Source organism: Bradyrhizobium centrolobii, from assembly GCF_001641635.1.
GTDB classification, from domain to species: domain Bacteria; phylum Pseudomonadota; class Alphaproteobacteria; order Rhizobiales; family Xanthobacteraceae; genus Bradyrhizobium; species Bradyrhizobium centrolobii.
Map to the genome: position 1 here is coordinate 121,408 of NZ_LUUB01000125.1, position 14,524 is coordinate 135,931.

Below are 14,524 nucleotides of genomic sequence, written 5' to 3' on the forward strand. Positions count from 1 at the left end.
TCCTCTTGATTCGGAGCCGACGATGCTGCGCTGGATGGTGCCCGCCCTTGCGGTGATGCTGACGGTCTCAAGCGCCCTCGCGGCCGATCTCCCGGCCACACCGAGGCGACGGGCCGTCGCCCCGCCACCGCCGCCCACGGTTTATGTCGAGACCGATCCGGACGCGCTGATCTCGCCGGCCTATGGGGTCGGCAGCTACATCCGCAACTTGCCGGGCACACCGCTGCTCCCGGGCTCCAACACGCTGCCGGGCTATTACGGGCGTCCCTGGGATTACGACTATCAGGGCGCGTATCACGGCGGACCGCAGGTCGGTTATTTCTGGCGATTGCCTTACGCGTGCGGCGTCTACGGCTACTGCTGATCAGCCGGGCTGATGGTGATCAGCCGGCCTGGCCGATCGGAACCGCGCGCGGATGCGCTTGCGCCGATTGCCGCGAGGCCAGCCGCTCCGCCTGGATCACCACAAGCGTCAGCACCGCGATCGCAACCGCCTGGTGCGCGAGCGCTAGTCCAATCGGCACCTGGTTGAGCAGCGTGAGGATGCCGAGCACAGCTTGCAGGCTCACGGCCGCAAACAGCCAGAGCGCGCCGCCCGCCGCTGATCCTGCGCGCGATCGCACAGCATCGAAGGCGTGCAGCGCCGCCAGCACGAACAGCGCATAGGCCGTCATGCGATGCTCGAACTGCACCGTCAGCACATTATCGAACAGGTTGCGCCACCACGGCGTCTCGAACCACAGACGATCCGCTGACGGAATGAACGCGCCGTCGATCTCGGGCCAGGTGTTGTAGGCGCGCCCGGCGCGCAGGCCCGCGACCAGTGCGCCGAAATAGATCTGCACGAAGGTCACAACCACGAGCAAAGCGCTCGTTAGTCGCAGCCGCACCGGCGCCACGATCGGCCGCCGCTCGGCCAGCCGGCGCACGGTCCAGACGATGCCGGCGAAGATCAGCAGCGCGAGCACCAGATGCGTCGCCAGCCGATACTGCGATACCTCAATCCTCTCAGAGAGCCCCGAGGCCACCATCCACCAGCCGACCGCGCCCTGAAGCCCGCCAAGCGCGAACAGAAACCACAGCCGCCGCCTCAACTCCCCGGACAGGCCGCCGCGCCACAGGAAGAACAGGAACGGCAGCAAATAGGCGACGCCGATGAAACGGCCGAGCAGCCGGTGGCTCCATTCCCACCAGAAGATCTCCTTGAACTCGGAGAGCGTCATTCCGGCATTGAGCTCGCGATATTGCGGGATCTTCTTGTAGGCCTCGAAAGCATCGGTCCATTGCGCCGCCGAGAGCGGCGGCATGGTGCCCGTGACCGGCTTCCATTCCACGATCGAGAGCCCGGATTCCGTCAGCCGCGTCGCGCCACCGACGAGCACCATCAGCGCGATCAGCACGGCCACGGAGATGAGCCACCAGCGCACGGCGCGATGCGACTTGGTCGGGGCGGAAACCGTCGTCATTTCAGGGACAAAACCAAGGCTTGAACCGGACTGCGTGCCCCTTATAGTCCCCCGCTCCCGCAGCGCAAGTTACGCAAAAGGCCGCACAGCTCCCATCATGACGATCCGCACCCGCAAGTTCCTCGGTACCATCGCCCTCCTGGTGCTGGCCGCCGTCTGGGCGCTGCTCGGCATGGCGCTGGCGCAGATGCCGTGGATCGCCGAATCCGGCTGGCGGCAGGCGGTCTATTACGTGGTGGCGGGCATGGGCTGGGTGCTGCCGGCGATGCCGATCGTGAGCTGGATGCAGCGGCCCGACCGCGCCTAGCTGGCTTGAACGCTGCCCGTCGGTTTCACCGGCGCGAAGGCAACGCCCGACACCAGCACCCGTAGCATGCGCAGCGAGCGCACCCGGCCGTCCCAGGATATCCGCGGCAGCGCGCGCAGGTTGGTACGCCCCTCCGCATCCACGATGCCTGGGATGGTCGACACCGCGCTGGCAAAGCCCGCCTCCTCCGCCATCACGACGTGGCTGCGCCGGAACGATGAGCGATCGCCGAACGGAAACGCCAGATGCCGGATCTCGCGGCCAAAGGCCGCTTCCGCCACCGCCTTGCCCATCGTCATCTCGCGCAGTGCCGCCGGGTCCTTCATATTGGCGAGAACGGGATAATTGACGGTCGCGCTGCCGATCGTGACATTCGGATCGGCCGCGAGCTTCGCCAGATCCTCCCAATCCATCGACGCCTCACGCGAGATGGAGACGAGATCGATCCGGTAGCGCTTGCAGAGATCCTTGATCGCGGCCGACAGCTCCGCCGGCGGCAGCGTGCGCAGCCAGCTCTCGATGAACGCGAACAGCGCCCGCTTCTCGGCATTGCTCGCGACGACGAAACGTTGCTCCCTCTCCCCCATCATCAGGCTGATGCGGCTTTCCCGCGCGATTACCTGTTCCAGCGCGAGCCACCAGGCTTCCCCGACGCCGTCGGGGAACGCGGTGGGAACGTAGACGGTGAAGGGCACGGCATGGCTTGCCAGCACCGGATAGGCGACGTTGATCAGGTCCTTGCTGGCGCCGTCGAAGGTCAGCGCCACGAAGCGCCGCTGCTCCGGCAGCGTCACCGCACGCCGGCAGACCTCGTCCATGCCGAGGAAGTCGACCCCCCAGCGCTTCAGCGCGCGAATGGCACGGTCCAGGAATTGCGGCGTGATCTCGTTTTCGCGCAGCGGCTGGAACGCGCCGCTCCACCGCGGCCGCACCCGCTCGAAGCGCAGGATCGCCCCGGCGCCGCGGCCACGCAACAGCGGCTGGCCGGTGAACCAGGCCAGTTCAAGACGCAGACGCTCCAGCCATCTGTCGTCGGATGCCAACATCCCACCTTCCCGCGCGTTCGCCGGTGGCGCGTCCTTCCGCCACTGTCCTTACCCTTTGTTGACGTTTGTTTGCAAAGGTCGGCGACGGGCCGAAATACGTAAATTTTCGTTTTCTCGACAGGTTTCGCGAATGACCATGGCTGCGGCGATGCAAAGCCCGACGGCAGAAGCGCCAGCGCGGTCGAAAGCGAGCCGTATCGCTCATGTCGACATCATCAGTGATCTCGGCAAGGCCGAGCCGGTCTGGCGCGCCTTCGAGGAGCCGGGCCATCTCTGCACGCCCTATCAGCGCTTCGACCTCTTGAGCGCCTGGCAGCGGCTGGTCGGCGAACGCGAAGGCGCCCGTCCCTTCATCGTGATTGCCTACGACGCCGAGCGCCGTCCGCTCCTGCTGCTCCCGCTCTCGCTGCGGCAAAGCCATGGCGTGCGCACGGCCTGTTTCATGGGCGGCAAGCATTCGACCTTCAATATGGGGCTGTGGAACACCGAGTTCGCCGCGCGGGCGGTTGCAGCCGATCTCGACGCGCTCGCTGCGCCGTTGCGCGACGATGTCGACGTGCTCGCGCTGACGCAGCAGCCGCTGTGCTGGCACGACCTGCAGAACCCGTTTGCACTGCTGCCGCGGCAGAGTTCGATCAATGGCTGCCCGGTGCTTGTGATGGAGCCGGGCGGCCCGCCGGCGTCGCGGATCAGCAATTCCTTCCGCCGCCGCCTGAAGAGCAAGGAGAAAAAGCTCCAGACGCTCACGGGCTACCGCTATCACCTTGCTGCAACCGACGCGGATGTCACCCGCCTGCTCAACTGGTTCTTCCGCGTCAAGCCGGCGCGGATGGCGGAACAGAAACTGCCGAACGTGTTCGCCGAGCCCGGCGTCGAAGAGTTCATCCGCAGCGCGTGCCTGACGCCGCGCGGCGAAGGCCGCGTGATCGACGTCCACGCGCTCGAATGCGACGACGAGGTGATCGCGATCTACGCGGGCGTGGGCGACGGCCAGCGCTTCTCGATGATGTTCAACACCTACACGCTGTCGGAACATGCGCGCTTCAGCCCCGGCCTGATCCTGATGCGCTACATCATCGACCGTTACGCCGAGCGCGGCTACCGCGCGCTCGACCTCGGCATCGGTTCGGACGACTACAAGCGCATGTTCTGCAAGGACGACGAAGACATTTTCGACAGCTTTGTCCCGCTGACCTCGCGCGGCAAGCTCGCGGCGATGGCGATGTCCTCGCTGAGCCACGGCAAGCGCATCGTGAAGCAGAACCAGATGCTGTTCGAGCTTGCGCGAAAGCTGCGGCAGGCGTTCGGGTAAAGACTATCCATCAGCGAGTTGCTCTCCTTTCTCCCCTTGTGGGAGAGGGCAACTTGTTTTCTGTAGTTCGCGGGCGTTCGTCGCCGTTCGACCTTGCCTAGAACCAATCGATCTCCCGGCGCTTTCTCTATGTACGCGTCAGCCGCCGTTCGCCGCCATCAGCGCGCAACCGGCGCACTTTAACGGTTCCGGAATGACTTGTGGAAGGGAAAGCGTATGCAGGCCAGGCCGTGCGTCACGCCCGATCCGGCGCCTTCTTGCCGCCGATCACGGTGGCGATCGGAAACAGCCGCTGACGGCCGGTCCGTATGCCGTTGTAATTGTCCATGAACTGGAACGATCCCTCTCGCAGATCCAGCACGGCGATGTCGGCCGGCGCGCCGACGTTGAGGGTGCCGCGGTCGCTGAACGCATGGATTGCACGCGCCGAGTTGACCGTGACATGGGCGATCACGTCGATGAGCGGCAGGCCAAACATCAGGAATTTCGACATGACGTTGGGCAAATCGACAACGTTCGTGGTGCGCGACTGGGCGCCGACCCAGTCGGTGGAGATGGTGTCCGCGACGAAGCCCTGCTTGACGGCGCGTTCGAACACGTCCCAGTTGAAGTGAGCGAGCGTGCCGTTGCCGAAATCAAACAGGATGCCGCGGCGGCGGGCGGCGAGCACCTCAGGAAGAATGCGCCCGCTGTCGTCGAGGATGCCATTGGGCGCTGGCGCATACACATGCGTGATCATGTCGCCGCGCTTGAGCAATGACAGGATCGCCGGCAGCGGCGAGTAGGACTGGCCGATGTGGACCATGACCGGCAGCCCGAACGAGCTAGCTGCTTCCTGCGCTCGCCGCAGCGCCTCGAGATCATTGGCGCCGGTGACGTTGTTCGAAAGTCGCACCTTGACGCCGACGACGACATCGCGATTGCGCGAAATGGCGGCGCGCGCCAGGTCGACGTCGGCCAGGCTCAAATCGTGCAGTTCGCCCTGCTGGATGTCGATGCCGATGCGTGAAATGTTGACAAGCAGGCGGCCAAAGTTCGGTCCGCGCTTCACGACGGCCGCTGCCTGATCGATGCCATCCGCACCGTAGGACCCGGCGTCGTTGTAGCTGGTGACGCCGTCGCGCAGCACAAGCGACGGCCCGTCCTTGGCGGCGGCAGCATGGCAATGAATGTCGATGAGTCCGGGCACAACCAGCTTGCCACGCGCGTCGATGATCTCCGCGGCATCAGCCCCGATGTTCTCCTGGACAGCCGCGATCCGTCCGCCGGCGACGGCCACGTCGCGGACCCCATCGATGCCGAGCGACGGGTCAATGACCCGTCCGCCCCTGACGATCAGGTCGTACCCCGCCGCCCGCAGGTCCGGCATCCGGGAGAACAGCGCCGCGCCTGCGGCGGCAGCGTACAGAAACCGGCGACGATTCATCGCCATGGTACTCCTTTGTGACACCTGCGGCTCCCAGAGTTTGTGGCGCCTGCTCCGGCCTCAGGATGCCGGTCAAAGGGCGATGCTCGGTGTATTGCGCCGGATTTACTTCAGAAGCATGTCGAGACCGGGCCCGAGTGTTACGATCGAAACAATGGAGGACCGATGCTGCAGAAGCGTAAGACCGGCGCCAGCGATCGACAGGCCGTGACCTGCTTGGCGACGCCTCGGAGGCCATGGGTAGGCACGACACCCGGCAAGTCGAGGCGGAGCTGAATCATCCGCGCCTTCGAGCGCGCGTGAAGGACAGGGCCTTCATGTTTCACTGTCCGTCAATGGGCAGCAGCACGGTCAACCTCGAACCGATCCTCGTTGCATCCGCGCTTATAGCTGCAAGAGGCTCATCGCGGAGAGAGACCCCTCACCCGGCTTCGCGTTCCGCAAAGCCCCCTCTCCCACAAGCGGAGAGGGTAACAGCAATTACGCCGCCACCACGCGCGGTGCGGCTTCTGGGGCATCCGACGGCTGCACGGGCTTGCTCAGCATCGTCACCTCGCTGAAGCCGACCGCCTGGAGCTGCTCGCACATCAGCATGCGCGCGTCCGGCGCCATCGAGGCATCGGGCACCACGACGGCGCGCGCGTTCGTCGTCAGGAGTTCGGCCGGCAGATCGGAGGCGCTGCCGGCGTCGAGCAGCACGTGGTCGTAGACCCTGAGCAGCGCATCGATCGCGAGGGTCACCCGCGGCGACTGGAGCAGGCTGCGCTCGAAGCCCGGCCGGCCGGCCGTGACCAGTTGCAGACGGGAGAGCCTGTCCTTGGTGATGATCTGCGCAAATGACGCCTCGCCCTGCATCAGCTCGGCAAGGCCGGGCGCCGAAGCGTCGACGGACACCGCGGCAATGGTCGGCGAGGATGCGGCGAGATCGACCACGACGACACGGGCATCGCGCGCCAGGTGCCGAGCGAGCGTCAGCGTCGAGAGCGTGATGGCCTCGCCAGCGGCGGCGCCGAGCACCGTGATCTTCTTCGCTGCCGCGCCTGCCGCGCGCAGGTTTTCGGCCAGTTGCTCGATCTCGGCGAACTCGGTGATGTCCGCATCGACCGTCATCTCAGGCTGAAGCGGCGCGGGCTCCGCAACCACGGGATCGTCAACCACCACCTGCTCGATGACCGGTTCATGACGCACCGGCTCCGGCGCCGACGGGGTGAGCGCTGCGACCGCGCGCGGCGCGGTCTGGTGCAGGAGCTCGCCGGTGACGACGATGCCGGAAGAGAGCAGCAGCGCCGCGAGCGTTGCGATCAGCACGATCGGCAACTTCTTCGGATAGGCCGGCGTGTTCGAGACGATGCCGCGCGAAATGATGCGGCCCTCCGCCGGCGCGGTATCGATGCTCTCGCGGGTGTTGGCCTCGCGGTACTTGGCGAGATAGGTCTCGAGCAGGTCGCGCTGCGCCTTGGCCTCGCGCTCGAGCGCGCGGAGCTGCACGTCCTGGCCGTTGGTCGATGTCGCCTGCTTCTTGAGCTGCTCGAGGCTTGCGGTCAGGCTGTCGACCCGGCCACCGGCGATACGCGCGTCGTTCTCGAGCGAGCGCGAGATCTTGCCGGCCTCGTCGCGGATCTGGGTGTCGAGATCGCCGAGCTGGGCCTTCAATTCCTTGATGCGCGGATGGTTGCCGAGCAGCGTCGAGGATTGCTCGGCGAGCTGAGCGCGCAGCGTCACGCGCTGCTCGGACAGCCGCCGCATCAATTCGGAGTTCAGCACCTCGGATGCCTCGATCGGCTTGCCGCTCTGGAGCATCTCGCGGATCAGACGCGCCTTGGCCTCCGCGTCAGCCTTCAGCGCGCGCGCGTTGTTGAGCTGCGTGTTCGCCTCGCCCATCTGCTGGTTCGACAGCGTGGTGTTGTTGGTGCCGACGAACAGGCTCGACTTGGAACGGAAGTCCTCGACCCTGGCTTCGGCGTCCGAGACCTTCTTGCGCAAATTCTCGATCTCGCCCGCAAGCCACTGGCTCGCAGTGCGCGCCTGGTCCTGGCGGGCATTCTGCTGCAGTACGAGGTAGCCTTCGGCGATCGAATTGGCCACGCGCGCGGCGAGCTCCGGATCGGCCGACTGGAATTCGACCACGATCACGCGCGACTTGTCGACCGCGTAGGCCTGGAGGCGATCGTAATAGGCATCGAGAACGCGCTCTTCCGGCGTCATGGAGAACGGATCGCGGCCTATGCCGACCAGCGCTGCAAGCGATTTCAGCGGCGAGATGCCTTGCAGCACCGGATCGAATTCGGGTCGCTCCGCGAGCTTGTTCTTCCTGATGATCTCGCGTGCGAGATCGCGCGACAGCACGAGCTGCACCTGGCTGGTGACGGCCTCGGCGTCGAACGCCTGCCGCTCTTCGGCGCGATCGCTGTTCGGGCGCAGGAACACGTTCTCGCGGCCGTCGATCAGGATGCGCGCCTCGGACTTGTAGCGCGGCGTCACCAGATTGACGCCGGCGACCGACAGCACCAGTGCCAGCACCGTCGGCACGATGATCCAGCCGCGCTTGCGGGCCAGCGCCGACCCGAGAGCGTGCAGGTCGAGATCGCCGGATTCGGCGGGCGCCTGCTTCACTGCGGCGGGCGCGGCGACCTTGGATTCAGCCTTGGTCTCCTCAATCTTGGCTATGGGCTTGGAGACAGCCCGCTCGACAACGGCCTTGTCCTTGCCGGCACGCCAGAACGCCAAACGCATCTCACACTCCCGCAGGGCAATGCCACGACTCTACCTCAACCGCAGGCGATTACAGTCCATTAAGGTTGCCGCCGGGTTAATCACACGCCGCGGCAGATGGCGCGCGCCGCGGCGACACCGTTTGTTAACCACGAAGCCTCTTAATCCTGCTCGTATTTCAGTGGATTGTTCGCCGTCGAGCGCTGGTTCTGATCATGCCCCCCTCTTCCGACCAGCCGCTTCGCATCCTGCACGCTGTGCGCGCGCCCGTCGGCGGCATCTTCCGCCACATCCTCGACCTCGCCAACGGCCAGGTCGATCGCGGCCATCATGTCGGCATTCTCGCCGACAGCCTCACCGGCGGCGAGCGCGCCGAGAAGGCGCTTGCCGAGCTCGCACCGCGGCTCAAGCTCGGCGTCCACCGGCTGGCGATCCGCCGAGAACCGTCGCTCGACGACTTTCTCGTGTGGCTGCGCATGCGGCGCCTGATCGCCAGGCTCAAGCCGGACGTCATGCACGGCCACGGCGCCAAGGCCGGCGCTTTCCTGCGCATGCGGCGGCGCTCGGGCGACACCATCCGCATCTACACGCCGCATGGCGGCTCGCTGCATTATCCCCTCAACACCTTCAAGGGCGAGTTTTACGCGCGGCTCGAGCGCGTGCTGATGGACTCGACCGACCTGTTCCTGTTCGAGAGCGCGTTTGCCCGCGACACCTATCAGCGCATCGTCGGCACGCCCAAAGGCGTCGTCCACTGCGTCTTCAACGGGGTGACGCCCGAGGAATTCGAGCCGGTCGTCACGGCTGATGATGCCACCGACCTCGCTTATGTCGGCGAGTTCAGGCACATCAAAGGCGCCGACCTCCTGGTCGATGCGGTGGCGCACCTGCATGCGGGCGGCAAGAAGGTCACGCTGACGCTCGGCGGCGATGGCGAGGAGACGGCCGCGCTGAAGGCGCAGGTGGAGAGGCTCGGCCTGTCGGATGCCATTCGCTTCATCGGCCACGTCAAGGCGCGCTACGGCTTTTCCAAGGGGCGGCTGCTGGTCGTTCCCTCGCGCGGCGATTCCATGCCCTATGTCGTGATCGAGGCCGGTGCGGCCGGCATTCCGATGATCGCGGCGCGAGTCGGCGGCATCCCCGAGATCTTCGGCACCGACAACCCGGCCCTGTTCGCGCCGAGCAACGCGGAAGCCATGGCGGAGGCGATCTCAGTCGCGCTCGAGGATTCGCAAGGAACCGCCCGACGCGCTGTATCCTTGCGCGAGCGCATCTCCGCGCATTTCTCCCGGCAGGCGATGGTGAACGGCGTGCTCGCGGGTTACCGCGACGCATTTGCCAATCATTAACCACCCTTAAGGGCCGCTTTAGAAAATCTTCCGATTTGTCCGATAAGCGAAGAGCAGGGGTTGCTCGCCCGGGGCGCAAAGTCGCCCGCGGGTTTTTGGAATGGACGTGGACTCCCGTGGAACCGCTCAACGCACGCTCGATGCTCGATGCCGCGACCAGCGCCGCGGCCATACCAACTGAAAAAGCCTTCGTCGAACGCCGGCGCCGGCTCACGCCGGCGGCGCTCGAGGTTGTCAACCAGAAGGTCGCGCGCGCCTATTCGCCGATCGTGATCGCCGGCATCGTGCGCGCAGTCGATTTCGCGCTGCTGAGCCTCGTCGGCGTCGCGCTCTATGTCGGCTATGTCACGCCACTCACCGGCTTCCGCTGGGACTATCTCGCGGCGATCGTCGCCGTCGCCACCGCCGCCGTGGTCTGCTTCCAGGCGGCGGACATCTACCAGGTCCAGCTCTTCCGCGGACAGCTCCGGCAGATGACGCGGATGATCTCGTCCTGGTCGTTCGTCTTCCTGTTGTTCATCGGCGCGTCCTTCTTCGCCAAGCTCGGCAGCGAGGTGTCGCGGCTATGGCTTGCCGCCTTCTTCTTCCTCGGGCTTGCCGCGCTGATCGGCGAGCGCCTGGTGCTGCGCACGCTGGTGCGCGGCTGGGCGCGCGATGGCCGGCTCGACCGCCGCACCATCATCGTCGGCTCCGACAGCAGCGGCGAGGAGCTGGTCGAGGCGTTGAAGGCGCAGGAGGATTCCGACATCCACGTGCTCGGCGTGTTCGACGACCGCAACGACAGTCGCGCGCTCGACACCTGCGCCGGCGCGCGCAAGCTCGGCAAGGTTGACGACATCGTCGAGTTCGCCCGCCGCACCCGCGTCGATCTCGTGCTGTTCGCGCTGCCGATCTCGGCCGAGACGCGCATCCTAGAGATGCTGAAGAAGCTCTGGGTGCTCCCGGTCGACATCCGCCTCTCCGCGCACATCAACAAGCTGCGCTTCCGTCCCCGCTCCTATTCCTATCTTGGCGAGGTGCCGACGCTCGACGTGTTCGAAGCGCCGATCACCGACTGGGATCTCGTGATGAAATGGCTGTTCGACCGCATCGTCGGCGGCATCGCACTGCTCGCGGCGCTGCCGGTGATGGCACTGGTAGCGCTCGCGGTGAAGCTCGACAGCCCTGGCCCGGCTCTGTTCCGCCAGAAGCGCTTCGGCTTCAACAACGAGCGCATCGACGTCTACAAATTCCGCTCGATGTATCACCATCAGGCTGACCCGACGGCCTCGAAGGTGGTCACCAAGAACGACCCGCGCGTCACCCGCGTCGGCCGCTTCATCCGCAAGACCAGCCTGGACGAGCTGCCGCAGCTCTTCAACGTGGTCTTCTCGGGCAATCTCTCCCTGGTCGGCCCGCGCCCGCACGCAGTGCAGGGCAAGCTCCAGAGCCGGCTGTTCGACGAGGCCGTCGACGGCTATTTCGCGCGCCACCGCGTCAAGCCCGGCATCACGGGGTGGGCCCAGATCAACGGCTGGCGCGGCGAAATCGACAACGAGGAGAAGATCCAGAAGCGAGTCGAGTTCGACCTCTACTACATCGAGAACTGGTCGGTGCTGTACGACCTCTACATTCTCCTGAAGACCCCGCTCTCGCTGCTGACCAAGAGCGAGAACGCGTATTGAGTTTCTGTCATGCCTCGCGAAGGCGGGGCATCCAGTAACCCGCAGCGACAGCCGTTTCCTGCAACACGCGCCGCGGAGTACTGGATCGCCCGGTCAAGCCGGGCGATGACAGCGTGAGTGAGTTGCGTAATCGTGTGAGCGTGTGATGGCGTATGCGGCGACGGCCGGGGAAATGAATGCAGCGGTTCGCGCTGCGCCCGGCGTGCTCGTCGTCCAGCGCGCGCTTGTATGGCTGGTCGGCGCCTCTGGCGCCATCGTCTTCATCGAGCCGAGCCCCTACGAGATCGTGACGCTGCTCGCCACCGTCACCTTCTTCGCCACCGGCCTGCGGCTCAAGCTCGCGCTCATGCCGCTGGTGCTGCTGCTGACCTTGCTCAATGTCGGCTACACCATCAGCGCGATCCCCCTGTTCGGCCAGTCCGAGGTCGCGAGCTGGATCGCAACCTCCTGGTACATGGCGGTGACGGTGGTGTTCTTCGCCATGGTCACCTCCGAGGACACGGCGGCGCGGCTCGACATGCTGCGCCGCGGCCTCGTGGTCGGCGCGATGGTCGCCTCGCTCTCCGCCATCGCTGGCTATTTCAACCTCGTCCCCGGCGGACACGATCTCCTGACGCTCTACGAGCGCGCGCGCGGTACCTTCAAGGATCCGAACGTGCTCGGCGCCTTCCTGGTCCTGCCGGCGCTGTTCTCGCTCCAGAGCGTCGTGTCCGACCATCTGGCCAAGGCATTCCGCAACGTGATCGCCTTCGGCATGATGTCGCTCGCGATCCTGCTCGCCTTCTCCCGCGCCGCCTGGGGCGGGCTGGTCCTGACCTCCGCCTTCATGCTGGCTCTGATGGTGCTGACCAGCCGGAGCAACGCCCAGCGCTCGCGCATCATCATCATGGCCGTCGTCGCCGCGGTGCTGGGGCTCGCGCTGATCGCGATCCTGTTGTCATTCGACTCCGTCGCCGAGATGTTCAAGCAGCGCGCGAGCTTCGACCAGAGCTATGACGAGGGCCGCTTCGGCCGGTTCGGCCGACACATCCTCGGCGCAGAGATGGCGCTCGACCTGCCATTCGGCATCGGCCCGCTGCAATTCCACCGCTACTTCCCCGAGGACACCCACAATTCCTACCTGAACGCGTTCATGTCGGGCGGCTGGCTGTCCGGCGTGTGCTATCCCGCGCTTGTCTTCACCACCGTGGTCATAGGCTTCCGGCACATCTTCGTCCGCGTGCCCTGGCAGCGCGCGTATCTTGCGATCTTCTCCGCCTTCGTCGGCATTGTGGGCGAGAGCTTTGTGATCGACACCGACCACTGGCGGCACTTCTGGATGATGCTCGGAGCGATGTGGGGCATGATCGCGGCCGCGCAGGCCTACAAGATCAGGGCCGACGCGGAAGTTTCCGCATCTTGAGATCGGGACGCTTTTCGGGCGGCGTGTCGAGATGGCCCTTCAGCGCTGACGTGGCCGCGAGCACGCCCTTGTAACCCTCGTTGGCGAAGCGCAGCAGCAGGCGCAACTCCTCCTCGGAATAGGCGCTCCAGACCCTCTCCATCGCCTGCTGCAACGGGACATAGAGTTCGCCGATCTTCATCGCCGCTTCCGGCACCACGGTGATGAAGACCTTGCGCCGGTCACCCTCATCCCGCTCGCGGCGCACGAGGCCCGCTTTCTCAAGCCGGTCGACCACGCCGGTGATCGCGCCGGTCGTGAGCCCCGTCACCTCGGCGAGCCGGCCGGCGGTCACGCGCCCTTCGAGGTGCAGGATATCCATGCATTCGAGGTCGGAATTGGCGATTCCCGCAACGTTCGCAACGGTTTGACCATAAAGCACGCCCTGCGCCGACGACCGCCGCATCGCCTCTTCCAGTTCCTGCAAAAGCGCCGCGCGCGCCTTCGTCCTTGACAAGGCCGACCTCTTATCTTACTCGATATATATCTTAGTCACTAAGAGATTTAGCGACCGTAATTTCTCCTAGCACCACGGAAACGTCCGGAGCAAGCCATGTCCAACCGTCCCCGCAAGGCCCTGATCATCGGCGCCGGCATCGCCGGGCCTGTCGCCGCCATCCTGCTTCGCCGCGCCGGTATCGAGTCCGCGATCTACGAGGCCTGGCCCTATTCGAAGGGCATCGGCGGCGGATTGCAGATCGCACCGAACGGCATGCAGGTGATGGACGAGATCGGCCTCGCCGGCGAGTTGATCAGCCGTGGCTCGGTCGCGGAGTCCTTCGACTTCTGCTCGCAGAGCGGCGAGAGGCTCGGCTCGCTCAACCGCGACATGGAGCGGCGCTTCGGCCAGCCCGCGGTCAATGTCTGCCGCGCCACGCTGAACGAGATGCTGATCGACAAAGCCTGGTGCTCCTGTGTCTCGCTCTACTTCGAGAAGCGGCTGATCAAGATCGAGGATCGCGGCGACCAGCCCGTCATCGCCTATTTCGCCGACGGCACGACGGCCGAAGGCGATTTCCTGATCGGCGCGGACGGCGTGCACTCGGTGGCGCGCCGCCAGGTGATCCCGGACGGGCCGGCGCCCTTCAACACTGGCCTGATCGGCTTCGGCGGCTTCGTGCCGCGCGCGGTTCTCGACGACACGGCAATCGGCCAGCGCGTCGAGACCACGTTCGGCCAGAGCGGCTTCTTCGGCTACGGCTTTTGCAGCCCGAACCCCGACGACGGCGTGATGTGGTGGAGCACGCAGCCCGCGCACGGCATGGATGCCGCGATGTTCCGCGCGCAGGATCAGGCAACGCTGAAGCAGCATCTGCGCAGCTTCCACCGGGGCTGGCACGATCCGATCCCGGCCATCGTCGAGGCGGCCGAGAACATCGTCGTGACAGACACGCTCGACGTCGCGACGTTGCCGACCTGGTCGCGCAAGCGCTCGCTGCTGATCGGCGACGCCGCGCATGCGACGAGCCCGCATGCCGGCCAGGGCGCCTCGCTCGCGCTCGAGGATGCGATGCGGCTGGCCCGGTTGATGCAGGAAGGCAAAGAGCTCGGTCTCACCTTCCAGAATTTCGAGGCGGAGCGGCGCCCGCGCGCCGAGAAGATCGTCGCCATCGCCCGCCGCAACGGCAACAACAAGCGCGAATTCAGCGCCACCGGCGCGTGGATCCGCAATCAGATGATGAAATGGCTGCTGCCGCTCGGTGCGAAGGGCATGGAGTTCATGTACGCGTATGACGCGCGCGCGGCGTAGTCTTTTCTTCTCCCTCTCCCCGTTCTTACGGGGAGAGGGTTGGGGTGAGGG

The 14,524-nt window shown here is 65.7% G+C and carries 12 protein-coding genes; 7 read left to right on the forward strand and 5 right to left on the reverse strand.

The features are described from left to right. The first annotated feature begins 22 nt into the window (after positions 1–22). Positions 23–364 carry a hypothetical protein gene (locus tag AYJ54_RS44830; protein ID WP_063708870.1) on the forward strand — a complete coding sequence of 114 codons (342 nt, stop codon included), beginning with the start codon at positions 23–25 and terminating at the stop codon, positions 362–364. A gap of 19 nt (positions 365–383) precedes the next feature. Here the strand turns inward: AYJ54_RS44830 and AYJ54_RS44835 are convergent, their stop codons facing one another. Beyond that, positions 384–1,466, reverse strand: coding sequence for a COX15/CtaA family protein (locus AYJ54_RS44835; protein WP_063708871.1), 1,083 nt, complete (start codon positions 1,464–1,466; stop codon positions 384–386). A 97-nt stretch (positions 1,467–1,563) separates the two neighbouring features. On the opposite strand from AYJ54_RS44835, the gene AYJ54_RS44840 reads away from it, so the two are divergent. Continuing rightward, complete coding sequence (locus tag AYJ54_RS44840; protein WP_063708872.1) at positions 1,564–1,773, forward strand: DUF2842 domain-containing protein; 210 nt, start codon at positions 1,564–1,566, stop codon at positions 1,771–1,773. Here AYJ54_RS44840 and AYJ54_RS44845 read toward each other — a convergent pair. After that, positions 1,770–2,816 (reverse strand): polysaccharide deacetylase family protein, encoded by a 1,047-nt coding sequence (locus AYJ54_RS44845; protein WP_063708971.1) that lies wholly within the window; start codon positions 2,814–2,816, stop codon positions 1,770–1,772. The two genes, AYJ54_RS44840 and AYJ54_RS44845, sit on opposite strands and share 4 nt — an antisense overlap. 133 nt (positions 2,817–2,949) lie before the next feature. On the opposite strand from AYJ54_RS44845, the gene AYJ54_RS44850 reads away from it, so the two are divergent. Beyond that, positions 2,950–4,131 (forward strand): GNAT family N-acetyltransferase, encoded by a 1,182-nt coding sequence (locus AYJ54_RS44850; protein WP_063708873.1) that lies wholly within the window; start codon positions 2,950–2,952, stop codon positions 4,129–4,131. 235 nt (positions 4,132–4,366) lie between these two features. Here AYJ54_RS44850 and AYJ54_RS44855 read toward each other — a convergent pair whose 3' ends face one another. Both AYJ54_RS44855 and AYJ54_RS44860 read right to left on the reverse strand, forming a co-directional pair. Further along, a complete protein-coding gene (locus tag AYJ54_RS44855) occupies positions 4,367–5,557 on the reverse strand; it encodes an amidohydrolase/deacetylase family metallohydrolase (protein WP_210184088.1) in 1,191 nt (396 codons plus the stop codon). A 480-nt stretch (positions 5,558–6,037) separates the two neighbouring features. Continuing rightward, a complete protein-coding gene (locus tag AYJ54_RS44860) occupies positions 6,038–8,290 on the reverse strand; it encodes a GumC family protein (RefSeq protein ID WP_063708875.1) in 2,253 nt (750 codons plus the stop codon). 194 nt (positions 8,291–8,484) lie between these two features. On the opposite strand from AYJ54_RS44860, the gene AYJ54_RS44865 reads away from it, so the two are divergent. The 3 genes from AYJ54_RS44865 (at position 8,485) to AYJ54_RS44875 (ending at position 12,684) form a co-directional block, all read left to right on the forward strand. Then, positions 8,485–9,618 carry a glycosyltransferase family 4 protein gene (locus AYJ54_RS44865; RefSeq protein ID WP_063708876.1) on the forward strand — a complete coding sequence of 378 codons (1,134 nt, stop codon included), beginning with the start codon at positions 8,485–8,487 and terminating at the stop codon, positions 9,616–9,618. 116 nt (positions 9,619–9,734) lie between these two features. Next, the gene (locus AYJ54_RS44870) at positions 9,735–11,282 is read left to right on the forward strand and encodes an undecaprenyl-phosphate glucose phosphotransferase (RefSeq protein ID WP_063708877.1); all 1,548 of its coding nucleotides are present in this window, start codon (positions 9,735–9,737) and stop codon (positions 11,280–11,282) included. Between the two features lie 145 nt (positions 11,283–11,427). Then, a complete protein-coding gene (locus tag AYJ54_RS44875) occupies positions 11,428–12,684 on the forward strand; it encodes an O-antigen ligase family protein (protein ID WP_063708878.1) in 1,257 nt (418 codons plus the stop codon). Here the strand turns inward: AYJ54_RS44875 and AYJ54_RS44880 are convergent. Continuing rightward, a complete protein-coding gene (locus AYJ54_RS44880) occupies positions 12,653–13,129 on the reverse strand; it encodes a MarR family transcriptional regulator (RefSeq protein WP_063708972.1) in 477 nt (158 codons plus the stop codon). The two genes, AYJ54_RS44875 and AYJ54_RS44880, sit on opposite strands and share 32 nt — an antisense overlap. 147 nt (positions 13,130–13,276) lie before the next feature. Between AYJ54_RS44880 and AYJ54_RS44885 the strand changes: the two genes are divergently transcribed. After that, positions 13,277–14,473 (forward strand): FAD-dependent monooxygenase, encoded by a 1,197-nt coding sequence (locus AYJ54_RS44885; RefSeq protein ID WP_063708879.1) that lies wholly within the window; start codon positions 13,277–13,279, stop codon positions 14,471–14,473. Positions 14,474–14,524: the final 51 nt, after the last annotated feature.

Coding starts and splice junctions, on each gene's coding strand:
- AYJ54_RS44835 (WP_063708871.1), bottom strand. CDS start 1,466: ATGACGACGGTTTCCGCCCCGACCAAGTCGCATCGCGCCGTGCGCTGG.
- AYJ54_RS44850 (WP_063708873.1), top strand. CDS start 2,950: ATGACCATGGCTGCGGCGATGCAAAGCCCGACGGCAGAAGCGCCAGCG.
- AYJ54_RS44875 (WP_063708878.1), top strand. CDS start 11,428: ATGGCGTATGCGGCGACGGCCGGGGAAATGAATGCAGCGGTTCGCGCT.
- AYJ54_RS44840 (WP_063708872.1), top strand. CDS start 1,564: ATGACGATCCGCACCCGCAAGTTCCTCGGTACCATCGCCCTCCTGGTG.
- AYJ54_RS44885 (WP_063708879.1), top strand. CDS start 13,277: ATGTCCAACCGTCCCCGCAAGGCCCTGATCATCGGCGCCGGCATCGCC.
- AYJ54_RS44855 (WP_210184088.1), bottom strand. CDS start 5,557: ATGAATCGTCGCCGGTTTCTGTACGCTGCCGCCGCAGGCGCGGCGCTG.
- AYJ54_RS44865 (WP_063708876.1), top strand. CDS start 8,485: ATGCCCCCCTCTTCCGACCAGCCGCTTCGCATCCTGCACGCTGTGCGC.
- AYJ54_RS44880 (WP_063708972.1), bottom strand. CDS start 13,129: ATGCGGCGGTCGTCGGCGCAGGGCGTGCTTTATGGTCAAACCGTTGCG.
- AYJ54_RS44860 (WP_063708875.1), bottom strand. CDS start 8,290: ATGCGTTTGGCGTTCTGGCGTGCCGGCAAGGACAAGGCCGTTGTCGAG.
- AYJ54_RS44830 (WP_063708870.1), top strand. CDS start 23: ATGCTGCGCTGGATGGTGCCCGCCCTTGCGGTGATGCTGACGGTCTCA.